Origin of the sequence: Streptococcus infantis (assembly GCF_018499575.1) — a bacterium.
In the GTDB taxonomy this organism is placed as follows: Bacteria; Bacillota; Bacilli; order Lactobacillales; family Streptococcaceae; genus Streptococcus; species Streptococcus infantis_K.
On the sequence record NZ_JAHDAP010000001.1, the window covers coordinates 391,985 to 413,489 of the forward strand.

General features: G+C 38.7%; 18 protein-coding genes. 17 read left to right on the plus strand and 1 reads right to left on the minus strand.

From position 1 onward, the window contains the following. Window positions 1-39: 39 nt before the first annotated feature. Entirely contained in the window at window positions 40-1,026 is a 987-nt protein-coding gene (locus KJR31_RS01960) for an L-lactate dehydrogenase (RefSeq protein ID WP_049496516.1), read from the minus strand. Between the two features lie 195 nt (window positions 1,027-1,221). On the opposite strand from KJR31_RS01960, the gene gyrA reads away from it, so the two are divergent. The 17 genes from gyrA (at window position 1,222) to KJR31_RS02045 (ending at window position 21,364) form a co-directional block, all read left to right on the plus strand. After that, window positions 1,222-3,690 carry a DNA gyrase subunit A gene (gene gyrA, locus KJR31_RS01965; protein WP_178894932.1) on the plus strand — a complete coding sequence of 823 codons (2,469 nt, stop codon included), beginning with the start codon at window positions 1,222-1,224 and terminating at the stop codon, window positions 3,688-3,690. Further along, a complete protein-coding gene (locus KJR31_RS01970; RefSeq protein WP_214261826.1) occupies window positions 3,690-4,439 on the plus strand; it encodes a class A sortase in 750 nt (249 codons plus the stop codon). Before gyrA ends, KJR31_RS01970 begins: the two co-directional genes overlap by 1 nt. Window positions 4,440-4,726: 287 nt before the next feature. After that, complete coding sequence (locus KJR31_RS01975; protein WP_214261827.1) at window positions 4,727-5,803, plus strand: aspartate-semialdehyde dehydrogenase; 1,077 nt, start codon at window positions 4,727-4,729, stop codon at window positions 5,801-5,803. Window positions 5,804-5,924: 121 nt separating this feature from the next. Then, on the plus strand, window positions 5,925-6,860 hold the full coding sequence (gene dapA, locus KJR31_RS01980) for a 4-hydroxy-tetrahydrodipicolinate synthase (RefSeq protein ID WP_214261828.1): 936 nt from the start codon (window positions 5,925-5,927) through the stop codon (window positions 6,858-6,860). Window positions 6,861-6,964: 104 nt separating this feature from the next. Continuing rightward, window positions 6,965-7,822 (plus strand): DNA-processing protein DprA, encoded by an 858-nt coding sequence (dprA, locus tag KJR31_RS01985; RefSeq protein WP_349815557.1) that lies wholly within the window; start codon window positions 6,965-6,967, stop codon window positions 7,820-7,822. A gap of 119 nt (window positions 7,823-7,941) precedes the next feature. Further along, a complete protein-coding gene (gene topA, locus KJR31_RS01990; RefSeq protein ID WP_214261830.1) occupies window positions 7,942-10,029 on the plus strand; it encodes a type I DNA topoisomerase in 2,088 nt (695 codons plus the stop codon). A gap of 108 nt (window positions 10,030-10,137) precedes the next feature. Further along, window positions 10,138-10,497 carry a YbaN family protein gene (locus tag KJR31_RS01995; protein WP_045614983.1) on the plus strand — a complete coding sequence of 120 codons (360 nt, stop codon included), beginning with the start codon at window positions 10,138-10,140 and terminating at the stop codon, window positions 10,495-10,497. A gap of 92 nt (window positions 10,498-10,589) precedes the next feature. After that, complete coding sequence (locus KJR31_RS02000; RefSeq protein ID WP_214261831.1) at window positions 10,590-11,222, plus strand: copper homeostasis protein CutC; 633 nt, start codon at window positions 10,590-10,592, stop codon at window positions 11,220-11,222. Between the two features lie 43 nt (window positions 11,223-11,265). Then, window positions 11,266-11,922: an MmcQ/YjbR family DNA-binding protein gene (locus KJR31_RS02005; protein WP_214261832.1), complete on the plus strand. Its 657-nt coding sequence runs from the start codon at window positions 11,266-11,268 to the stop codon at window positions 11,920-11,922. Window positions 11,923-12,236: 314 nt separating this feature from the next. Next, window positions 12,237-13,799, plus strand: coding sequence for a 2-isopropylmalate synthase (locus KJR31_RS02010; RefSeq protein ID WP_214261833.1), 1,563 nt, complete (start codon window positions 12,237-12,239; stop codon window positions 13,797-13,799). A gap of 11 nt (window positions 13,800-13,810) precedes the next feature. Next, window positions 13,811-14,848, plus strand: coding sequence for a 3-isopropylmalate dehydrogenase (gene leuB, locus KJR31_RS02015; protein WP_214261834.1), 1,038 nt, complete (start codon window positions 13,811-13,813; stop codon window positions 14,846-14,848). Then, the gene (locus tag KJR31_RS02020; protein ID WP_214261835.1) at window positions 14,845-15,114 is read left to right on the plus strand and encodes a DUF1294 domain-containing protein; all 270 of its coding nucleotides are present in this window, start codon (window positions 14,845-14,847) and stop codon (window positions 15,112-15,114) included. The genes leuB and KJR31_RS02020 overlap by 4 nt, the downstream gene beginning before the upstream one ends. Before the next feature lie 3 nt (window positions 15,115-15,117). Further along, a complete protein-coding gene (gene leuC, locus KJR31_RS02025; protein WP_214261836.1) occupies window positions 15,118-16,500 on the plus strand; it encodes a 3-isopropylmalate dehydratase large subunit in 1,383 nt (460 codons plus the stop codon). Window positions 16,501-16,509: 9 nt separating this feature from the next. Further along, window positions 16,510-17,103 (plus strand): 3-isopropylmalate dehydratase small subunit, encoded by a 594-nt coding sequence (gene leuD, locus KJR31_RS02030; RefSeq protein ID WP_214261837.1) that lies wholly within the window; start codon window positions 16,510-16,512, stop codon window positions 17,101-17,103. A 25-nt stretch (window positions 17,104-17,128) separates the two neighbouring features. After that, a complete protein-coding gene (locus KJR31_RS02035; protein WP_214261838.1) occupies window positions 17,129-17,908 on the plus strand; it encodes an L-threonylcarbamoyladenylate synthase in 780 nt (259 codons plus the stop codon). 200 nt (window positions 17,909-18,108) lie between these two features. Beyond that, window positions 18,109-20,082 (plus strand): McrB family protein, encoded by a 1,974-nt coding sequence (locus tag KJR31_RS02040; RefSeq protein WP_214261839.1) that lies wholly within the window; start codon window positions 18,109-18,111, stop codon window positions 20,080-20,082. Next, window positions 20,069-21,364 carry an McrC family protein gene (locus KJR31_RS02045; RefSeq protein WP_214261840.1) on the plus strand — a complete coding sequence of 432 codons (1,296 nt, stop codon included), beginning with the start codon at window positions 20,069-20,071 and terminating at the stop codon, window positions 21,362-21,364. The genes KJR31_RS02040 and KJR31_RS02045 overlap by 14 nt, the downstream gene beginning before the upstream one ends. Window positions 21,365-21,505 lie beyond the last annotated feature (141 nt).

Below are 21,505 nucleotides of genomic sequence, written 5' to 3' on the forward strand. Positions count from 1 at the left end.
TGTTTTGTCTAGACATTTCTTTTTTAAAATTTAATTGAATTAGTTTTTAGAAGCAGCTTGGAATTCTGGGTTTTTCCATGCTTCGTCAATAATTTCTTGCAATTCACGAGCAGAAAGTTGCATTTTTTGAGTTTCAGCGTCGTTCAATGGAATGTTAACTGGGCGAACGATACCGTGCGCACCAACGATAGCTGGTTGACCGATAAAGACGTTTTCAACTCCGTATTGTCCTTCTTGGAAGACTGAAAGTGGAAGTACGGCATTTTCATCATCAAGGATAGCTTTTGTGATACGAGCAAGAGCAACTGCGATACCGTAGTATGTAGCACCTTTTTTATTGATGATTGAGTAAGCAGCGTCACGAACTGAGATGAAGAGTTCAACAAGGTCAGCTTCATTTAAGTCGCGGTTAGCTTGCAACCATTGCTCCAATTTAACACCGGCAACGTTAGCGTGTGACCAAACGGCAAATTCTGAGTCACCGTGCTCACCCATGATGTAGGCGTGAACTGAACGAGCATCAACGCCGATAGTTTCAGCAAGTGCTTGACGGAAACGAGCTGAGTCAAGTGAAGTACCTGAACCGATAACACGTTCTTTAGGGAATCCTGAGAATTTCCAAGTTGAGTAAGTCAAAATGTCAACTGGGTTAGCAGCAACAAGGAAGATACCGTCAAAACCAGACGCAACAACTTGTTCAACGATTGATTTGTTGATAGCAAGGTTTTTACCAACAAGGTCAAGACGAGTTTCACCTGGTTTTTGTGGAGCACCAGCAGTGATAACTACAAGGTCCGCATCCGCACAGTCTTCATACTTAGCAGCATAAATTTTCTTAGGCGAAGTAAAAGCAAGCGCGTGGCTAAGGTCTTCAGCATCACCAACTGCTTTTTCAAACAATTGAGGAATTTCAATGATACCAAGTTCTTGAGCAATACCTTGGTTAACAAGAGCGAAAGCGTAAGAAGAACCTACGGCACCGTCACCAACGAGGATAACTTTTTTGTGTTGTTTAGTAACTGTCATTTGTCTAAACATCTCCTTTGTTTTATTCAGGGGGATTCCCCATTTGATTTCATTCTATCACTTTTGCTAAGCTTTGTCACGGATATACCTTCGGGATAAATATGTAAACGTTTTACACGTGTTGTTAGACTGTAAAATAGTCCAAACTATGGTATAATATATCTAGTTACTAATAGTGAAATGAGGCATTTTTTAATGCAAGATAAAAATCTAGTGAATGTCAATCTGACAAAGGAGATGAAGACTAGCTTTATCGACTACGCCATGAGTGTAATCGTATCGCGTGCTCTTCCTGATGTTCGTGATGGGTTGAAACCTGTTCATCGTCGTATTTTGTACGGAATGAATGAATTAGGAGTTACGCCTGATAAACCTCATAAGAAATCTGCCCGTATTACAGGGGACGTAATGGGTAAATACCACCCACACGGGGATTCATCTATCTATGAAGCTATGGTTCGTATGGCTCAATGGTGGAGCTACCGCTACATGCTTGTAGATGGGCACGGTAACTTTGGTTCTATGGACGGTGATGGCGCTGCCGCGCAACGTTATACTGAAGCACGTATGAGTAAGATTGCTCTTGAAATGCTTCGCGATATCAATAAAAATACCGTTGACTTTGTTGATAACTATGATGCCAATGAACGAGAACCTGTTGTTTTACCAGCTCGTTTTCCAAATCTTTTGGTCAATGGTGCCACAGGTATTGCCGTTGGTATGGCGACCAATATTCCACCTCATAATTTGGGTGAAACCATTGATGCTGTTAAACTCGTCATGGATAATCCTGAAGTTACAACTAAAGATTTGATGGAAGTTTTGCCTGGTCCAGACTTCCCAACTGGTGCCCTAGTTATGGGGAAATCAGGTATTCATAAGGCTTACGAGACTGGTAAAGGATCTATTGTTCTACGTTCTCGTACGGAAATTGAAGAAACTAAAACAGGTCGCGAACGTATCGTTGTTACTGAATTCCCATATATGGTCAACAAAACCAAAGTACATGAACATATTGTGCGTCTGGTTCAAGAGAAACGTATCGATGGAATTACTGCTGTTCGTGATGAATCTAACCGTGAAGGTGTTCGCTTTGTTATTGAAGTTAGACGCGACGCATCAGCTAATGTTATTTTGAACAACTTATTCAAGATGACTCAGATGCAGACTAGCTTTGGTTTTAACATGCTTGCTATCCAAAATGGTGTTCCAAAGATTTTATCGCTTCGCCAAATCTTGGATGCATACATTGAGCACCAAAAAGAAGTTGTGACTCGTCGTACTCAATTTGATAAAGAGAAAGCCGAAGCACGCGCACATATCTTGGAAGGTTTGCTGATTGCACTAGACCACATCGACGAAGTTATTCGTATTATCCGTGCCAGTGAAACTGATGAAGAGGCTCAAGCAGAATTGATGAGCAAGTTCAAGCTTTCTGAACGTCAAAGTCAAGCAATCCTAGACATGCGTCTCCGTCGTTTGACAGGTTTGGAACGTGATAAGATTCAGTCAGAGTATGACGAATTGATTGCTTTGATTGCTGATTTAACTGATATTCTTGCAAAACCAGAACGCGTAGCACAAATCATCAAAGAAGAATTGGATGAAGTCAAACGGAAGTTTGGAGATAAACGCCGTACTGAGTTGATGGTTGGTGAAGTCTTGACACTTGAAGATGAAGACTTGATTGAAGAGTCTGATGTTCTCATCACTTTATCAAATAAAGGCTACATTAAACGTTTGGACCAAGACGAGTTTACTGCCCAAAAACGTGGTGGACGTGGTGTTCAAGGTACTGGTGTTAAGGATGATGACTTTGTCAGGGAGTTGGTTTCTACCAGCACCCATGATCACTTGCTCTTCTTTACCAACAAAGGTCGTGTCTATCGTTTGAAAGGTTATGAAATCCCAGAATATGGTCGTACAGCCAAGGGATTACCTGTAGTGAACCTCTTGAAACTGGATGAGGGAGAAAGTATCCAAACCATTATTAACGTCGAATCAGAACGAAGTGATGATGCATACATCTTCTTTACGACTCGAGCAGGTATTGTTAAGAGAACTAGCGTAAAAGAATTTGCTAACATTCGTCAAAATGGTCTAAAAGCCTTGAATTTGAAAGATGAGGACGAATTGATTAATGTTCTTCTGACTCAAGAAGATACTGATATCATCATTGGTACTAAATTGGGATATGCAGTTCGTTTCAATCAATCATCCGTTCGTAGCATGAGTCGTAGTGCTACAGGTGTTAAAGGAGTAAATCTTCGTGAAGGTGATGCTGTAGTTGGTGCTAGAGTGATTACCGATCAAGATGAAGTTCTTATCATTACTGAAAAAGGATACGGTAAGCGTACAGTTGCAACTGAATATCCAACTAAAGGTCGTGCTGGTAAAGGTATGAAGACTGCTAATATTACAGATAAGAATGGTCATCTTGCTGGTCTTCTAACAGTAAAAGGCGACGAAGATTTGATGGTTATCACAGATACCGGTGTCATGATTCGTACAAATGTTGCCAATATTTCTAAGACTGGACGTTCAACTATGGGAGTTAAGGTTATGCGTCTAGATGAGAACGCTAAGATTGTAACCTTTACAACAGTTGCGGCAGCTGAGAAAGAAGAAGTTGGGGCAGAAAACGAAACAGAAAGTGAAGAATAATGTCTCAAAAAAGAACTAAGAGTAAAAAAAATAAACGTAAGAATCTGCTGATTAATATTTTAGCTGGCTTTCTAATCCTTTTGTCTCTAGCATTGATTTTTAACTCGAAGATACGTGATGTAATTATGATTTGGAATACCAATAAATATCAAGTAAGTCAGGTTTCAAAAGAGGAAATTGAGGAAAATAAAACTGCTACTGGAAATTTTGATTTTGACTCTGTAAAATCCTTATCTTCAGAGGCAGTACTTTCTGCTCAATGGAGTTCCCAGCAACTTCCAGTAATTGGTGGTATTTCTATCCCAGAACTTGAAATGAACTTGCCTATTTTTAAGGGGCTGGATAATGTTAACCTTTTCTACGGCGCTGGAACGATGAAAGCCAATCAGGTTATGGGACAGGGAAATTATTCATTGGCAAGCCACCGTATTTTTACTGGTAAAGATGCAGATCAGAAGCTATTTTCACCCTTAGCACGCGCTACTAATGGAATGTTCATTTATCTAACTGATAAAGAAAAGGTTTATAAATATGAAATTGTAGAAGTTAATAAGGTGACTCCAGATAGAATCGATGTTATAGAAGACCGAGATGGGGTTGACGAGTTGACTTTAGTAACCTGTGAAGATGCTAATGCTACAGAACGGATTATTGTTAAAGCAAATTTGAAAGAAGTTAAAAACTATTTAGAAGCTTCCCCAGAAATATTGCAATCATTTAATAAACCATATAAACAATTTTATGAATAGTAGAAGAGGTTGGGACAAAAGAGCCCGACCTCATTTTTTATTAGCAATCAAACTTTGACGCGGTAGCTGATTGAACTTTTTGTTCGTCTTTTAGACTCCAAAAAGCTCCTAATCATCCTCGCGGGGCTGGGACTACGAAATCGAGACTTTGTCTATCGATTTCTGTCCCACCGCCTTTTCTTGTCAATTTCAGAAAATAGATAAGTTAAAGACTTTTCAATTTTTCTAAAAAGTAGTATAATATTTCTATTATAGAAATTTTTAGAAAATTCAAAAAGAGGTTTGTTATGGGATATACAGTTGCTGTTGTCGGTGCTACAGGTGCCGTTGGTGCTCAAATGATCAAAATGTTGGAAGAATCAACTCTTCCAATCGATAAGATTCGCTACCTTGCGTCTGCACGTTCTGCAGGAAAGGTCTTGCAATTCAAGGGCCAAGATGTGACTATTGAAGAAACAACAGAAGAAGCTTTTGAAGGAGTTGATATTGCTCTCTTCTCAGCTGGAGGTTCAACTTCTGCAAAATACGCACCTTATGCTGTTAAAGCAGGGGCAGTAGTTGTAGATAACACTTCTTACTTCCGTCAAAATCCTGATGTACCATTGGTAGTACCTGAGGTCAATGCCCACGCTCTTGATGCTCACAACGGAATCATTTCATGTCCTAACTGTTCAACTATTCAAATGATGGTAGCTCTTGAACCAGTTCGTCAAAAATGGGGCTTAGACCGTATCATCGTTTCAACTTATCAAGCTGTTTCAGGTGCAGGTATGGGAGCCATTCTTGAGACACAACGTGAATTGCGTGAAGTATTGAATGATGGTGTAAATCCACGTGATTTGCATGCGGAAATCTTGCCATCAGGTGGAGACAAGAAACACTATCCAATTGCTTTTAATGCCCTTCCTCAAATTGACGTCTTCACTGATAATGACTACACTTATGAAGAAATGAAGATGACAAACGAAACTAAGAAAATCATGGAAGACGATAGCATTGCCGTTTCAGCAACTTGCGTGCGTATTCCTGTCTTGTCAGCTCACTCTGAGTCTGTTTATATTGAAACTAAAGAAGTAGCTCCAATCGAAGAAGTCAAAGCTGCTATTGCTGCCTTCCCAGGTGCAGTTCTTGAAGACGATGTTGCTCACCAAATCTATCCACAAGCTATCAATGCGGTTGGTTCTCGTGATACATTTGTCGGACGTATCCGTAAAGACTTGGATGCTGAAAAAGGGATCCATATGTGGGTTGTTTCCGATAACCTTCTCAAGGGTGCTGCTTGGAACTCAGTCCAAATTGCAGAAACACTTCATGAACGTGGTTTGGTTCGCCCAACAGCTGAATTAAAATTTGAATTGAAATAGGGAGCAAAACAGAAATCAGTAACTCGAAGAGTTTGATTTCTTCCTCTTATTTTACGAACAGAACAGGAGGCAAAGGCAAGTATGCCCCAGCCTCTTTCTTATATAGAGAAAGGTTTTTTCTATGTCTTATCAAGATTTAAAAGATTGTAAAATTATCACTGCTTTTATTACTCCTTTTCATGAAGATGGGTCAATAAATTTCGACGCTATTCCAAAGTTGATTGAACATTTATTGGCACATCATACTGATGGTATTCTCTTGGCGGGGACGACTGCTGAGAGTCCGACTCTTACTCACGATGAGGAGTTGCAGTTGTTTGCAGCTGTTCAGAAGGTTGTTAATGGACGTGTTCCTTTAATCGCTGGTGTTGGTACTAATGATACACGCGACTCTATTGAGTTCGTCAAAGAAGTGGCAGAATTTGGAGGTTTTGCGGCTGGCCTCGCAATTGTTCCTTACTACAATAAACCATCTCAAGAAGGAATGTATCAACACTTTAAAGCTATCGCAGATGCGTCTGATTTACCTATCATTATCTATAATATTCCAGGTCGTGTAGTAGTTGAATTGACTCCGGAAACCATGCTTCGCTTAGCGGAACATCCAAATATCATAGGAGTTAAAGAATGTACCAGCCTTGCAAATATGGCCTATTTGATTGAGCACAAACCAGAAGAATTCTTGATATATACTGGAGAAGACGGAGACGCCTTCCATGCTATGAACTTGGGTGCTGACGGGGTTATCTCTGTTGCTTCTCATACCAATGGTGATGAAATGTATGAAATGTTCACTGCGATTGAAGAAAGTGATATGAAGAAAGCGGCATCTATTCAACGTAAATTTATTCCAAAGGTCAATGCTCTCTTCTCATACCCAAGTCCTGCACCTGTTAAGGCAGTCCTCAACTATATGGGATTTGAAGCTGGTCCAACTCGCCTCCCATTGGTTCCTGCGCCTGAAGAGGATGCTAAACGCATTATCAAGGTTGTTATTGACGGAGACTACGAAGCAACTAAAGCGACTGTCACTGGAGTTCTTCGACCTGATTACTAATATAACTAAGATAAATAGAAACTTCCTAACAAGAAAATTGTTGGGAGTTTTTTTCTTTTTTACGAATAGATAAATAGAGAGAGAAAAAGGAGTCGATCATGAAAATTAAGATTGATAATTTCGAGATTTATAAGTTAAAGCAAGCAGGTTTAAGTAATCAGCAGGTTCTGAAAGTACTTCAATACGGAGAAATTTATGATCAGGAATTGAGTTTAGAGACAATTGCTGAAGCCTCAGAGTGTCGTAATCCAGTAGTTTTTATGGAGCGATATCATAAACTGACTTTTGAAAGCATGGAACGATTAAAGAAAGATTTTGAAAAGTTCCCATCATTTTCGATTCTGGATGATGTTTATCCCATTTCGCTTAGTGAAATTTACGATGCACCTGTATTGCTTTTTTATAAAGGAGATTTAAATCTCTTAAAATTACCAAAGATAGCAGTTGTAGGGAGTCGCTCTTGTAGTCAAACCGGAACCAAATCAGTCCGGAAAGTCATCGAAGAACTGGAGAATGAATTAGTTGTGGTGAGCGGACTTGCTAGAGGAATTGACACAGCAGCCCATATGTCAATTCTTCAAACTGGTGGCAAAACGATTGCAGTGATCGGGACTGGTTTAGACGTCTATTATCCCCGTTCCAATAAACGTCTTCAAGAATACATTGGAGACAATCATTTAATACTAAGTGAGTACGGACCAGGGGAAGAACCCTTGAAATTTCATTTTCCTGCCAGAAATCGCATTATTGCAGGATTGTGTCGAGGAGTTATCGTTGCAGAAGCTAAAATGAGATCTGGTAGCTTAATCACTTGTGAGCGTGCTATGGAGGAAGGTAGAGATGTCTTTGCGATTCCAGGTTCCATTTTAGATGGACGCTCAGACGGCTGTCATCATTTGATCCAAGAAGGAGCAAAACTAGCAACATGTGGGCAGGATATTCTCGCTGAGTTTGAGTTTTAGACATAGAATCATTTCATTTAGCAAACTTTTCTTCTATTGTATGGGTGTTAAGTCTTGACAGGTTTTTAAAAATGGTTTACACTTTATAAAGTTTAATTACTTTGAAAAGGTGTGATACTGTGGCTACGGCAACAAAGAAGAAAAAATCAACAGTTAAAAAAAATCTAGTAATCGTGGAGTCGCCTGCAAAGGCTAAAACGATTGAAAAATATCTAGGACGCAATTATAAGGTTTTAGCCAGCGTAGGTCATATTCGTGATTTGAAAAAATCAAGTATGTCAGTTGACGTGGAAAATAATTACGAACCGCAATATATCAATATTCGTGGGAAAGGTCCTCTCATCAATGATTTGAAAAAAGAAGCGAAGAAAGCCGATAAAGTCTTTCTTGCAAGTGACCCGGACCGGGAAGGGGAGGCTATTTCATGGCACTTAGCGCATATTTTAAATCTAGACGAGAATGACGCCAACCGTGTTGTTTTCAACGAGATTACCAAGGATGCGGTTAAAAATGCCTTTAAGGAACCTCGTAAAATCAATATGGATTTGGTAGATGCCCAACAAGCCCGTCGTGTTTTAGATCGTTTGGTGGGATATTCAATTTCTCCAATCTTGTGGAAAAAGGTTAAAAAAGGCTTATCAGCAGGACGTGTTCAGTCTGTTGCTTTAAAGCTAATCATTGATCGTGAAAATGAAATCAATGCCTTCCAACCAGAAGAATATTGGACGATTGATGGTGTCTTTAAAAAAGGTACCAAGCAATTCCAAGCTTCTTTTTATGGAATGAATGGCAAGAAGATGAAGTTGACTACCAATGATGAAGTCAAAAAAGTTATATCTCATTTGAACAGCAAGGATTTTACAGTTGATCAAGTAGATAAAAAGGAAAGAAAGCGCAATGCTCCTCTTCCATATACAACGTCTTCTATGCAGATGGATGCTGCTAACAAGATTAACTTCCGTACTCGAAAGACTATGATGGTTGCTCAGCAACTCTATGAAGGAATCAATATTGGTACAGGTGTCCAAGGTTTGATCACCTATATGCGTACGGATTCTACTCGTATCAGTCCAGTTGCTCAGAATGAAGCTGCTAGCTACATCAATGAACGTTTTGGTAGTAAGTATTCTAAACATGGTAGCAAGGTGAAAAATGCCTCTGGCGCTCAAGACGCCCACGAAGCTATTCGTCCTTCAAGTGTCTTTAATACTCCTGAAAAAATTGCTAAGTATTTGGATAAAGACCAGCTTAAACTTTATACCCTTATCTGGAACCGTTTTGTAGCGAGTCAAATGACGGGTGCTATCTTTGATACCATGGCTGTTAAACTTTCGCAAAATGGTGTTCAATTTGCAGCAAATGGTAGTCAGGTTAAGTTTGATGGTTATTTAGCCATTTACAACGATTCTGATAAGAATAAGATGCTACCAGATATGGAAGTAGGAGATGTGGTCAAACAGGTCAATAGCAAACCTGAACAACATTTCACACAACCGCCTGCACGATATTCAGAAGCAACACTGATTAAAACATTGGAAGAAAACGGAGTTGGACGTCCATCTACCTATGCTCCAACCATTGAAACAATCCAAAAACGTTACTATGTAAGACTTGCATCTAAACGCTTTGAACCAACTGATCTAGGTCAAGTTGTTAACAAGCTGATTGTTGAATACTTCCCAGACATTGTAAATGTGAAATTTACTGCTGAAATGGAAGGTAAACTGGACGATGTTGAGGTCGGAAAAGAAGAGTGGCAACGGGTTATTGATGAATTTTACAAACCATTCTCTAAAGAGGTTGCAAAAGCTGAAGCAGAGATGGAAAAAATTCAAATCAAGGATGAGCCAGCTGGATTTGACTGTGAAGTTTGTGGCAGTCCTATGGTAATTAAGATTGGACGCTTCGGTAAGTTTTATGCATGTAGCAATTTCCCTGATTGCCGACACACACAAGCCATTGTAAAAGAAGTTGGTGTTACATGTCCAAATTGTCATCAAGGGCAAATCATCGAACGCAAAACCAAACGTAATCGTATTTTCTATGGATGTAATCGTTATCCAGTATGTGAGTTTACCTCTTGGGATAAACCTGTTGGACGTGATTGTCCTAAATGTGGTCACTTCCTCATGGAGAAAAAAATCCGTGGTGGAGGGAAACAGATCGTATGTAGCAATGGTGACTACGAAGAAGAAAAGATTAAATAAAAATAATTAGGGCTGAAATGATAATTTCAGCTCTTTTTAATTTAAACTTGACAGATTTTATCTTTTTATGCTTAACTAGAAGAAGATTATTCTTACTTAGGAGTAGATATGCGCATTATTTATCTTAGCATTGGATTCATTTCATTAGCTTTGGCTATCGTTGGAGTTGCCTTGCCACTATTACCGACAACACCCTTTCTCTTGTTGTCAATAGCTTGTTTTTCAAAATCTTCTAAACGTTTTGAAGATTGGCTCTATCATACCAAGCTTTATCAAACTTATGTTGCGGATTTTAGAGAAACCAAGTCTATTGCGCGTGAACGTAAAAAGAAGATCATTGTTTCAATTTATATCTTGATGGGAATTTCCATTTATTTCGCACCGCTTTTACCAGTAAAAATTGCTTTAGGATGTTTAACAATATTTATAACCTATTATCTCTTTAAGGTGATTCCAGATAAAGAATAGCTAAAAAAGTAATGATTTTCCTTGTTAAAAAGTAGGGTTTACTTAAAACAATATGATATAATAATATCAAATAAATCGTCAAGGAGTATCAAATGATTTACGAATTTTGTGCTGAAAATGTGACCTTGCTTGAAAAGGCTATGCAGGCTGGAGCTCGCCGTATTGAGCTCTGTGATAATCTTGCTGTTGGTGGAACGACACCAAGCTACGGAGTAACCAAGGCAGCTGTTGAACTTGCATCAAACTACGATACGACTATTATGACTATGATTCGTCCACGTGGTGGTAACTTTGTTTACAATGACCTCGAGATTTCTATTATGCTCGAGGATATTCGTCTAACTGCTCAGGCAGGTAGCCAAGGGGTCGTCTTCGGTGCCTTAACAGCAGATAAGAAATTGGATAAGGCCAACCTTGAAAAGTTGATTGCTGCATCTAAAGGTATGGAGATTGTCTTCCATATGGCTTTTGATGACTTAAGTGACCAAGATCAACTAGAAGCTATTGATTGGCTTAGTCAAGCTGGAGTGACACGCATCCTGACTCGAGCAGGTGTATCTGGCGATTCGTTAGAGAAACGTTTTGCTCACTACCGCAGAATTCTAGAACACGCTGCAGGAAAAATTGAAATTTTACCTGGAGGAGGGATTGACATGGACAACCGTCAAACCTTTATCGATCAATTAGGCGTGACACAATTACATGGAACTAAGGTTGTCTTTTAAAAAATAGAAAGGAACTGCTAGCTTTTGGTAGCAGTTTTCGCTTATGTTTGAAATTTTTAAAGCCTATCGATTTAATAGTAAAAAGTCTAAAGAGTATGGATTTGTAGAAAATCAAGGTGTATGGACCTATAATTCGACTATCTTGCAGGGAGATTTTCTCATGATGGTTACAGTTGAGGATGGGAACTTAAGTTTTCAAGTTTATGACCAAGAAACTGGTGATCTATATCCTCAAGTTCACATGAAAAGTATGAGAGGTACTTTTGTCGGAAGCGTTCGAGAGGCTTGTTTAGAAGTTCTTTATGATATTCGAAAGGCTTGTTTTGAGGTACAGGAATTTCTCTGTCCTCAGACAAAAAGAATCTTGACTCGTGTTCAAGAAAAGTATGAGAATCAATTAGAATACTTATGGGAAAAATCACCTGATACGGCAGTTTTACGTCATGAAGATAATCAGAAGTGGTATGCGGTATTAATGAAGATATCCTGGGAAAAACTGGATAAGGCACGAGAAGGACAAGTAGAAGTCGTTAATCTTAAGCATGACCAAGTAGCTGACTTGCTTTCACAAAAGGGCATTTATCCTGCCTTTCATATGAATAAACGCTATTGGACAAGTCTTCCACTAGATGACACTCTAACTGACGAAAAGGTCCTTGAACTATTTGAGAGAAGTTGGTTTTTGACTTCTAAGAAATAAATAAACACATTTGAGTTTTCAAATACTTTCAATTAGCAAAATATTCTTTATTGAAGAAATTTTCAGAAAATATTGGATTTTTTCTTGACAAGTGATTTTTCCTATGCTAGAATACTAAACAAGACATCAAACAAAGGAGAAAGCCAAACATGAAAACAGCTAAGTTTAATCAATTTGCTTTGTTGTTGAGGTACTCGGACTAGTGCAAAAGCATTAGTCCTGTTTGGCTTACCAAGCGGGAGTAAATCAACATCTCGCTTGGAACTCCGAGCGAGATGTTTTTTCTATATCGAAAATGTGAAGGGAGAATTCTCATGCGTGTAGTTGAGTTTTTAGATACCAGTCTCCGAGATGGTGAGCAGACACCAGGTGTCAATTTTTCTATTAAGGAAAAGGTTGCTATAGCAAAACAGCTTGAAAAATGGGGTATTTCAGCCATCGAAGCTGGTTTTCCAGCAGCTAGTCCAGATTCATTCACAGCTGTCCAAGAAATTGCTAAAGCTATGAAAAAAACAGCAGTAACAGGCTTAGCTCGTTCTGTTAAATCTGATATTGACGCTTGTTATGAGGCACTGAAGGATGCCAAGTATCCACAAATCCATGTCTTTATTGCAACTAGTCCTATTCATCGTGAATTTAAGTTGAATAAAAGTAAAGAGGAAATATTGGAAGCTATTAAAGAGCATGTTTCCTATGCACGTTCTAAATTTGAAGTGGTAGAATTCTCTCCTGAAGATGCGACAAGAACCGAGCTCGATTTTCTCCTACAAGTCGTTCAGACAGCAGTTGATGCAGGTGCGACTTATATCAATATTCCTGATACAGTAGGTTTTACAACGCCAGAGGAATATGGAAGTATCTTTAAATATCTGATTGACAATGTTCAAACGGACCGTCAGATAATCTATTCCCCTCACTGTCACGATGACCTTGGAATGGCGGTTGCAAATAGCCTTGTAGCTGTTAAGAATGGGGCAGGACGTGTTGAAGGCACCATTAACGGAATCGGAGAAAGAGCTGGGAATGCTTCTTTAGAAGAAATAGCAGTGGCTCTCAACATTCGCCAAGATTACTACCAAGCAGAGACAAATATCGTCCTAAACGAAACGATTAATACATCCGAAATGGTTTCTCGCTTCTCAGGAATTCCAGTTCCTAAAAATAAGGCTGTTGTCGGAGGAAATGCCTTCTCTCACGAATCAGGAATTCACCAAGACGGTGTTCTTAAAAATCCTCTTACCTATGAGATCATCACACCTGAACTGGTGGGTGTTAAGAGTAATAGTCTTCCACTTGGGAAATTATCCGGTCGTCATGCCTTTGTTGAGAAACTTAGAGATTTAGCTCTTGACTTTACAGACGAAGATATCAAGCCACTCTTTGCTAAGTTCAAGGCTTTGGCTGATAAGAAACAAGAAGTCACAGACGCGGACATTCGTGCTCTGGTAGCTGGAACCATGGTTGAAAACCCAGAAGGCTTTCACTTTGATGATTTACAACTTCAAACTCATGCGGAAAATGAAATTGAAGCGACTGTTAGCTTGGCTAATTTGAATGGTGAGAAAGTCGACTTTAATGCGACTGGACAAGGTTCGGTTGAGGCCATCTTTAACGCTATTGACAAGTTCTTTAATCAATCTGTTCGCTTGGTATCCTACACCATTGATGCAGTTACAGACGGAATTGATGCTCAGGCACGTGTTTTAGTTACTGTTGAAAACAGAGATACTGAAACAATCTTTAACGCAGCCGGACTTGATTTCGATGTGTTGAAGGCTTCAGCTATTGCCTATATCAATGCCAATACCTTTGTTCAAAAAGAGAATACTGGCGAGATCGGTCCAAATATTTCCTACCGTGACATGCCTAGTGTTTAAAGGAGAATTCTATGACAAAGAAAATAGTTGCCCTAGCAGGCGACGGAATTGGACCAGAAATCATGGAAGCTGGTTTAGATGTTCTTGCATCGATAGCCGAAAAAACGGGATTTGACTTTGAGATAGATAGACGACCATTTGGAGGTGCAGGTATTGATGCCACAGGATATCCCTTACCAGATGAAACTTTAAAGGCTGCTAGAGAAGCAGACGCTATTCTCCTAGCAGCTATCGGTAGTCCCCAGTATGATAATGCCGCAGTTCGACCTGAACAAGGCTTGCTGGCTCTTCGTAAGGAACTCAATCTCTATGCTAATATTCGTCCGGTTAAAATCTTTGATAGTCTCAAGCATTTATCACCTCTTAAGCCCGAACGAATTGCTGGTGTTGACTTTGTTGTAGTGCGTGAGTTGACAGGTGGGATTTACTTTGGTGAACATATCCTTGAAGAGAAATCGGCACGTGATATCAACGATTATAGCTATGAGGAAGTAGAACGGATTATACGTAAGGCTTTTGAAATTGCAAAAGGTCGAAATAAAATTGTTACTAGTATTGATAAGCAAAATGTGTTAGCAACTTCAAAACTCTGGAGGAAAGTGGCTGATGAAGTCGCAAAAGATTTTCCGGATGTAACCTTGGAGCATCAGTTGGTTGACTCAGCTGCCATGCTCATGATTACAAATCCAGCCAAGTTTGATGTTATCGTGACAGAAAATCTTTTTGGGGATATCTTATCTGATGAATCAAGCGTTCTATCAGGCACACTTGGCGTCATGCCATCGGCTAGTCACTCTGAAAATGGACCAAGTCTTTATGAACCGATTCATGGTTCAGCACCTGATATAGCAGGTCAAGGCATTGCCAATCCTATTTCCATGATTTTGTCAGTTGCCATGATGCTAAGAGAAAGCTTTGGACGTTATGAGGATGCGGAGCGTATCGAGCGTGCTGTTGAGGCAAGTCTAGCTGCTGGCATTTTAACGAGAGATATAGGAGGACAGGCTTCGACTAGGGAAATGACAGAAGCCATTATCGCAAGACTATGAAACTAAACGAAGGAATTACTTTTGCTCTCTTGATTTGGAACCTTTTGATTTTTACCATCTATGGTATTGATAAATCTAAAGCAAAAAGAGGTGCTTGGCGCATCCCTGAAAAATATTTATTATCATTTGCATTCTTATGTGGTGGTTTTGGTGCTTGGTTGGCAGGTGTTACCTTTCAACACAAGACTAGAAAATGGTATTTTAAAACGATTTGGTTCCTAGGAATAGTGACTACACTAGTAACTTTGTATTTGTTATGGAGGTAATGAATGGCAGGAAAATCGATTTTTGATAAATTATGGGACCTCCATGTGATTACAGGAACAGAGGGACAACCTCAACTCATGTATGTGGATCAACATTATATCCACGAAGTGACTAGTCCTCAAGCTTTTCAAGGATTACGAGATGCAGGGCGTAGATTGAGAAGACCGGATTTAACATTTGGCACTTTTGACCACAATGTACCGACAGTAAATATCTACGATATTCGAGATGTAATCTCTAAAGCACAGATTGATAAGTTAGCTGAAAATGTTGAAGAGTTTGGAATCGAACATGCTGCCCACGGTTCAGAAAAACAAGGTATCGTTCATATGGTTGGTCCAGAAACAGGACGAACACAACCAGGAAAATTTATCGTCTGCGGAGATAGCCATACAGCGACCCATGGAGCTTTTGGAGCCATCGCCTTCGGAATTGGGACTAGTGAAGCCGAACATGTCTTTGCTACTCAAACCATTTGGCAGGTTAAACCCAAGAAAATGTTGGTGGAATTCACTGGAATTCCTCAAAAAGGAGTTTATGCCAAAGATTTCATCCTAGCCTTGATTGCAAAGTACGGCGTTGCTTGTGGTGTTGGCTACGTGGTGGAGTATCGAGGTCAGGCCATTGATGCACTTAGTATGGAAGAGAGAATGACTATCTGCAATATGTCCATTGAGTTTGGATCCAAGATGGGAATCATGAATCCAGATCAGAAGACCTATGATTATCTCAAGGGACGCGAGTGTGTTCCAAAGGATTTTGATGCAGCAGTTGCTGACTGGAAAAGACTGGTTAGTGATGACGATGCCATTTATGACAAGATTATCCGAATGGATGTCTCTGAATTGGCTCCTATGGTGACTTGGGGAACCAATCCAGCTATGGGTGTTGATTTTGATAGCAGCTTCCCAGAAATAAAGGATATGAATGATGAACGTGCTTATCATTACATGGATTTACAACCAGGTCAGAAACCAGCAGATATCCAACTAGGCTATATCTTTATTGGTTCTTGTACCAATGCTCGTCTCAGTGACTTGCAGCTGGCTGCTCGATTTGTCAAAGGGAAGAAAATCGCCCCTAACTTAACAGCTATTGTGGTACCTGGTTCTCGACCAGTCAAGCGAGCTGCTGAAAAGTTGGGCTTGGATAAGGTTTTCCTAGATGCTGGCTTTGAGTGGAGAGACCCAGGTTGCTCCATGTGCCTAGGAATGAATCCTGACAAGGTACCTGATGGTGTTCACTGCGCCTCAACCAGCAATCGAAACTTTGAAGACAGGCAGGGATTTGGTGCTAAAACTCATCTTTGCAGTCCAGCCATGGCTGCTGCGGCAGCAATTGCAGGGCGCTTCGTAGATGTTCGGAAAATGCCTGAAGCCCAGTAAGGAGAGGATATGGAAAAATTTACAGTTTATCCAGGAACAACGGTTCCTCTTATGAATGATAATATTGATACCGACCAAATCCTACCCAAGCAGTTTCTCAAGTTAATTGATAAGAAAGGATTTGGTAAGTACCTCATGTATGCTTGGCGTTATCTAGATGACAAGTACACTGAGGATCCAGACTTTGTCTTTAACCGACCTGAATATCGCAAAGCTACTATCCTCATCACAGGAGATAACTTTGGGGCTGGCTCTTCTAGAGAACACGCAGCTTGGGCTCTAGCCGACTATGGTTTTAAGGTCGTGATTGCAGGGTCTTTTGGTGATATTCATTACAATAATGAGCTCAATAATGGCATGTTACCTATTGTTCAGCCTAGGGAGGTTAGAGAAAAGCTAGCCCAACTTAAACCGACCGACCAAGTGACGGTTGACTTGGAACAACAAAAAATCATCTCACCTATTGGAGAATTCTCCTTTGAAATCGATAGCGAATGGAAACACAAGCTCTTAAATGGTTTGGATGATATCGGTATTACCTTGCAGTATGAAGACTTGATTGCTGCTTATGAAAAACAAAGACCAGCCTACTGGCAGGATTAGAAAAAATAGAAAAGGAAATAGAACTATGACAAAACACATTCAATGGAACGGAACACTTTCACAAGAAGGTTATGACATTTTAAAAGGTGAGGGCGGATGTATCGTTTGTCCTACAAAAGTTGGTTACATCATCATGACTAGCGATAAGGCAGGTCTTGAACGTAAGTTTGAAGCCAAAGAGCGTAACCGTAACAAACCAGGTGTTGTACTTTGTGGTAGCATGGATGAACTTCGCGCTTTAGCACAACTCAACCCAGAAATTGAAGCCTTCTACCAAAAACATTGGGACGAAGACATTCTTCTCGGTTGTATCCTTCCATGGAAACCAGAAGCCTTTGAGAAACTCAAAGCATACGATGATGGACGTGAAGAACTCATGACTGACGTTCGTGGAACGAGTTGTTTTGTTATCAAGTTTGGTAAAGCTGGTGAACAATTGGCTGCCAAACTTTGGGAAGAAGGAAAAATGGTTTATGCCTCATCAGCCAACCCATCAGGAAAAGGAAATCGTGGTAAGGTTGAAGGAATCGGTCAACGTATCGAAGGGGCAGTGGACCTTGTCGTTGAAGCAGATGACTATGTGGCATCTATCCAACCTGATAAAACAGTTGAGACTCGTTACGAGCAAGGTGTGATGGTGTCTATGGTCGATAAAGACGGCAAACTCATTCCAGAACAAGGTGGAGCACGATCAACTTCACCAGCGCCAGTTGTGATTCGTAAAGGGCTTGACATTGATAAAATCATGATGCATCTGTCAGACACCTTTAACTCATGGGACTACCGTCAAGGGGAGTATTATTAATATAGAAAAGAAGTCTAGTGTTAAGAGCAGTTGAAGCTCCTAACGCTGGGCTTTTTCTTTAGAAATTCTTTTCATTTTTTATAGGATATGATATTCTATATATGAAATGTGTGTTATAGAAGATAGTTATTAAAAATATTTACACTAACAAATAATATTTAGAACCTTTAATAATCATTTAATGAGCGAGGTAAAGCATTATGATAACTGAATCAATTTTTATTGATAGAATAAAAAAAGAATTCCCAGATGCAATTGAAAATCAAACAAAAAGTTATATTTCTTTTCAGGTTAAAAATATGAAAGGGAAGTTACAAAACTTTATAGAGATTAATTTTCAGAATAAAGGAATAAAGATTGCAATTCTCTCTAAAAGTCTTCGTGATTCAGATTTTTTGATTTTTAATAAGAAGCCTGATTCATTTGGTTGGACACTTGATGCTGAGTATTTTATTAAGGACGAAAATTCATTAAATGAGATTTTACCTTTTATAAATAAATCTTATGAGTTTGTAAAAAGTGGAATTAACTCAGAGGGTTATAAAGTCTTCAGAGAATTTTTATCTAAATTTGTGAATCAAGCAAATATCTATAATTCGAAAGATATAGAAATGAAACGTTCTCAAAAATTAGATGGAGCTGAACATATTTATCCTGCTCTAACTATTGAAGGTATTCCATACAAAGTTGAAATGCTTAACACAGGTCATTTTGGTCCAAGGAGTGGTAATGGATATATCAAATCACCTTATTTTGGTTATCGGTTGAGTGACATTGATAACTTATGGATAAATATAAGGTGTGGTTTTCAGAGATTTAAACTCACAGAATTTAAAATAGTAAAATGGTATAGTAATAATCAAGATGAAGATTTAGGGTATAAATACCTTGTCAAAGATTTAGAATTGGAATCAACCGAGGAACCTAATGATATCTTAAAAGAGTTTTATGATAATTTTACTAGTTTCTATAGGAAAAGAGAGATGAAAGATGTAAACATGTTAGAAAATATTAAAAAATATAAAAATATTTTATTGCAATCCAAAAACCTCATCCTCCGTGGTGCACCTGGGACAGGTAAAACGTATTTAGCTAAAGAAATTGCTTTAGAATTAACAGGTGGAAACGAAGACCAAATCGAGTTTGTACAGTTTCACCCTTCGTATGACTATACGGATTTTGTAGAGGGGTTAAGACCGGATTCAAATGAGTATGGAACAATTGATTTTAAACTACAAGATGGTATTTTTAAGAAGTTTTGTCAATTAGCTAAAGAAGCTCAGAAGATTGGAGGGCAAGATAATTTTGATGAAGCTTGGGATCTTTATCTTGAGTATGTAAATAGTAGAGATGAAAAAGAGTATTTGACAGAATTTTCATATCTGACTGTAAATAGTAGAAATAATTTTAATGTCAATTATGAAACCAAGGCTCAAGGAACTGTCTTAACAAGAGAATATGTTTATGAACTCTATAAAGATGAAAAATATCCGAAGCAGCTTTATTATCGTAGCCAAGGAAAAAAAGTACTCGAAACTTTAAGGAAAAAATTTGGACTTAAAGAATATGTTTCCCCAATAGGTATTAACGCTGACAAGAACTTTGTCTTCATCATCGATGAGATCAATCGAGGTGAGATTTCTAAGATTTTTGGAGAGCTCTTTTTCTCCATTGATCCTGGCTATCGTGGTGAGAAGGGGAGTGTTTCTACCCAATATGCCAATCTACACGAAACTGATGACAAGTTTTATATCCCTGAAAATGTCTATATTATCGGAACTATGAATGATATCGACCGTTCGGTGGATACCTTTGATTTTGCCATGCGCCGTCGTTTCCGTTTTGTTGAAGTTACTGCTGAGAGTCAACTAGGTATGCTGGATGATGTTCTTGGTGATAAAGCTGAAGAAGCGAAAGCGCGTCTAAGAAACTTGAATGCCGAAATTGAGAAAGTTCAGGAGCTAAACAATCATTATCATATCGGACCAAGTTATTTCCTTAAACTAGAAGAAGTAGACTTTGACTATGAGTTACTCTGGTCCGATTATCTTAAACCACTTTTGGAAGATTACTTGCGTGGTTCTTATGAAGAAGATACGACGCTGAATACTTTGAAAAAAGCATATGATCTGACAAATCAGCAAGATATTGGTGATGACGATGCAGATAACTGATAATCAACAGAGCATAAGCAAAGAAGAGTTTATCGCAAAATATCCTAAAATTAGTCAAGCTCTTTTAGATAGAACCCTAGATAACCTTTCCCAAGAAAACAATATCTTTATTTTTCCAAATGACCTGAAAAATTCTCCTGATTTGGATAAGGACCAAAAGATTTTGGAAACAGTCAATCAGAAAATTAAGACAGGAAATGTGATTGGTTTTCTGGGTTGTGGTCAGGAGAGATTAACCATTTCTTCTCGCTTTTCGAGTAAAAGTGATGACTATTTTTTGCATTATCTATTGCAGAAAGTTCTAAATATCAATCTTACTAGTTTGGATGTTGGTTTATCGCGTGAGGAAAGACTCTATCAGCTTTTAATCTACCTCTTTCCAAAGTATCTGGAAGCTGCTATGAGAAAGGGACTTTATAAGGAATACCAGAGGTTTTCTCATAATGATAGCCATATCAAGGGAGTGATTGATGTAAGAAACCATCTCAAGAAAAATCTTCCTTTCACAGGTAATATTGCTTATACAACCAGAGAGTTTACTTTTGATAATCCAATAATGCAGCTGATTCGTCATACGATTGAGTACATAAAAAATCAGAAATCTCTAGGAAGAGGTATTATTGATAGTAATCGCGAAAATATTACAGAAATAATTCGTGTAACCCCATCTTATAAACTAGCTGATCGTGCTAAGATTATTCGACGAAATCAAACTAAACCCCTTCGTCATGCCTACTTTCGAGAATATAGAAAGTTGCAAGAGCTTTGTCTGATGATATTAAACAGAGAAAAGCACGGTTTAGGATATCAAGAGCAAAAAATTCATGGCATTCTCTTTGACGTTGCTTGGCTTTGGGAAGAATATGTTCATACTTTGTTGCCAAAAGATTTCATACATCCACGCAATAAAGAAAAGAAAGGTGGTATCTCTGTATTTTCTGGTGGGAAACGAAAGGTATATCCAGATTTTTATAATAGGGAATTAAAGACTGTACTAGATGCTAAATATAAAAAACTAGAATTGACTGAAAAAGGAATCAATCGTGATGATCTATTTCAATTGATTTCTTATGCTTATATCTTACAAGCAGAAAAAGCTGGCTTGATTTTCCCGAGCATAGATCAGACAGTAAGTAGTGAAATAGGAAAGGTTCTAGGTTATGGAGTCTTGCTTAAAAAGTGCTCTATCCAAATTCCTCAGAAAGTATCATCCTACAGCGAATTCTATGAAATGCTAGAGATGTCAGAAAAAATTTTTCAAAATAATATAAAACAAAATTAGAGAGCCTATAAACTCTCTATTTTTTATGAAATCATTAGTAAAATCCGAACATAATAATTTTAATGTTTCAAAATGTTTGACAAAAACTTTACCTTAGTTTATAATCGTTAGAGGAAACGTCGGAAAAGGCGTAGTGATGCG

Excerpts from the sequence above, each read along its gene's own strand:
- KJR31_RS01960 (WP_049496516.1), bottom strand. The coding sequence starts at position 1,026 with ATGACAGTTACTAAACAACACAAAAAAGTTATCCTCGTTGGTGACGGT.
- gyrA (WP_178894932.1), top strand. The coding sequence starts at position 1,222 with ATGCAAGATAAAAATCTAGTGAATGTCAATCTGACAAAGGAGATGAAG.
- KJR31_RS01970 (WP_214261826.1), top strand. The coding sequence starts at position 3,690 with ATGTCTCAAAAAAGAACTAAGAGTAAAAAAAATAAACGTAAGAATCTG.
- KJR31_RS01975 (WP_214261827.1), top strand. The coding sequence starts at position 4,727 with ATGGGATATACAGTTGCTGTTGTCGGTGCTACAGGTGCCGTTGGTGCT.
- dapA (WP_214261828.1), top strand. The coding sequence starts at position 5,925 with ATGTCTTATCAAGATTTAAAAGATTGTAAAATTATCACTGCTTTTATT.
- KJR31_RS01995 (WP_045614983.1), top strand. The coding sequence starts at position 10,138 with ATGCGCATTATTTATCTTAGCATTGGATTCATTTCATTAGCTTTGGCT.
- KJR31_RS02000 (WP_214261831.1), top strand. The coding sequence starts at position 10,590 with ATGATTTACGAATTTTGTGCTGAAAATGTGACCTTGCTTGAAAAGGCT.
- KJR31_RS02005 (WP_214261832.1), top strand. The coding sequence starts at position 11,266 with ATGTTTGAAATTTTTAAAGCCTATCGATTTAATAGTAAAAAGTCTAAA.
- KJR31_RS02010 (WP_214261833.1), top strand. The coding sequence starts at position 12,237 with ATGCGTGTAGTTGAGTTTTTAGATACCAGTCTCCGAGATGGTGAGCAG.
- leuB (WP_214261834.1), top strand. The coding sequence starts at position 13,811 with ATGACAAAGAAAATAGTTGCCCTAGCAGGCGACGGAATTGGACCAGAA.
- KJR31_RS02020 (WP_214261835.1), top strand. The coding sequence starts at position 14,845 with ATGAAACTAAACGAAGGAATTACTTTTGCTCTCTTGATTTGGAACCTT.
- leuC (WP_214261836.1), top strand. The coding sequence starts at position 15,118 with ATGGCAGGAAAATCGATTTTTGATAAATTATGGGACCTCCATGTGATT.
- leuD (WP_214261837.1), top strand. The coding sequence starts at position 16,510 with ATGGAAAAATTTACAGTTTATCCAGGAACAACGGTTCCTCTTATGAAT.
- KJR31_RS02035 (WP_214261838.1), top strand. The coding sequence starts at position 17,129 with ATGACAAAACACATTCAATGGAACGGAACACTTTCACAAGAAGGTTAT.
- KJR31_RS02040 (WP_214261839.1), top strand. The coding sequence starts at position 18,109 with ATGATAACTGAATCAATTTTTATTGATAGAATAAAAAAAGAATTCCCA.
- KJR31_RS02045 (WP_214261840.1), top strand. The coding sequence starts at position 20,069 with ATGCAGATAACTGATAATCAACAGAGCATAAGCAAAGAAGAGTTTATC.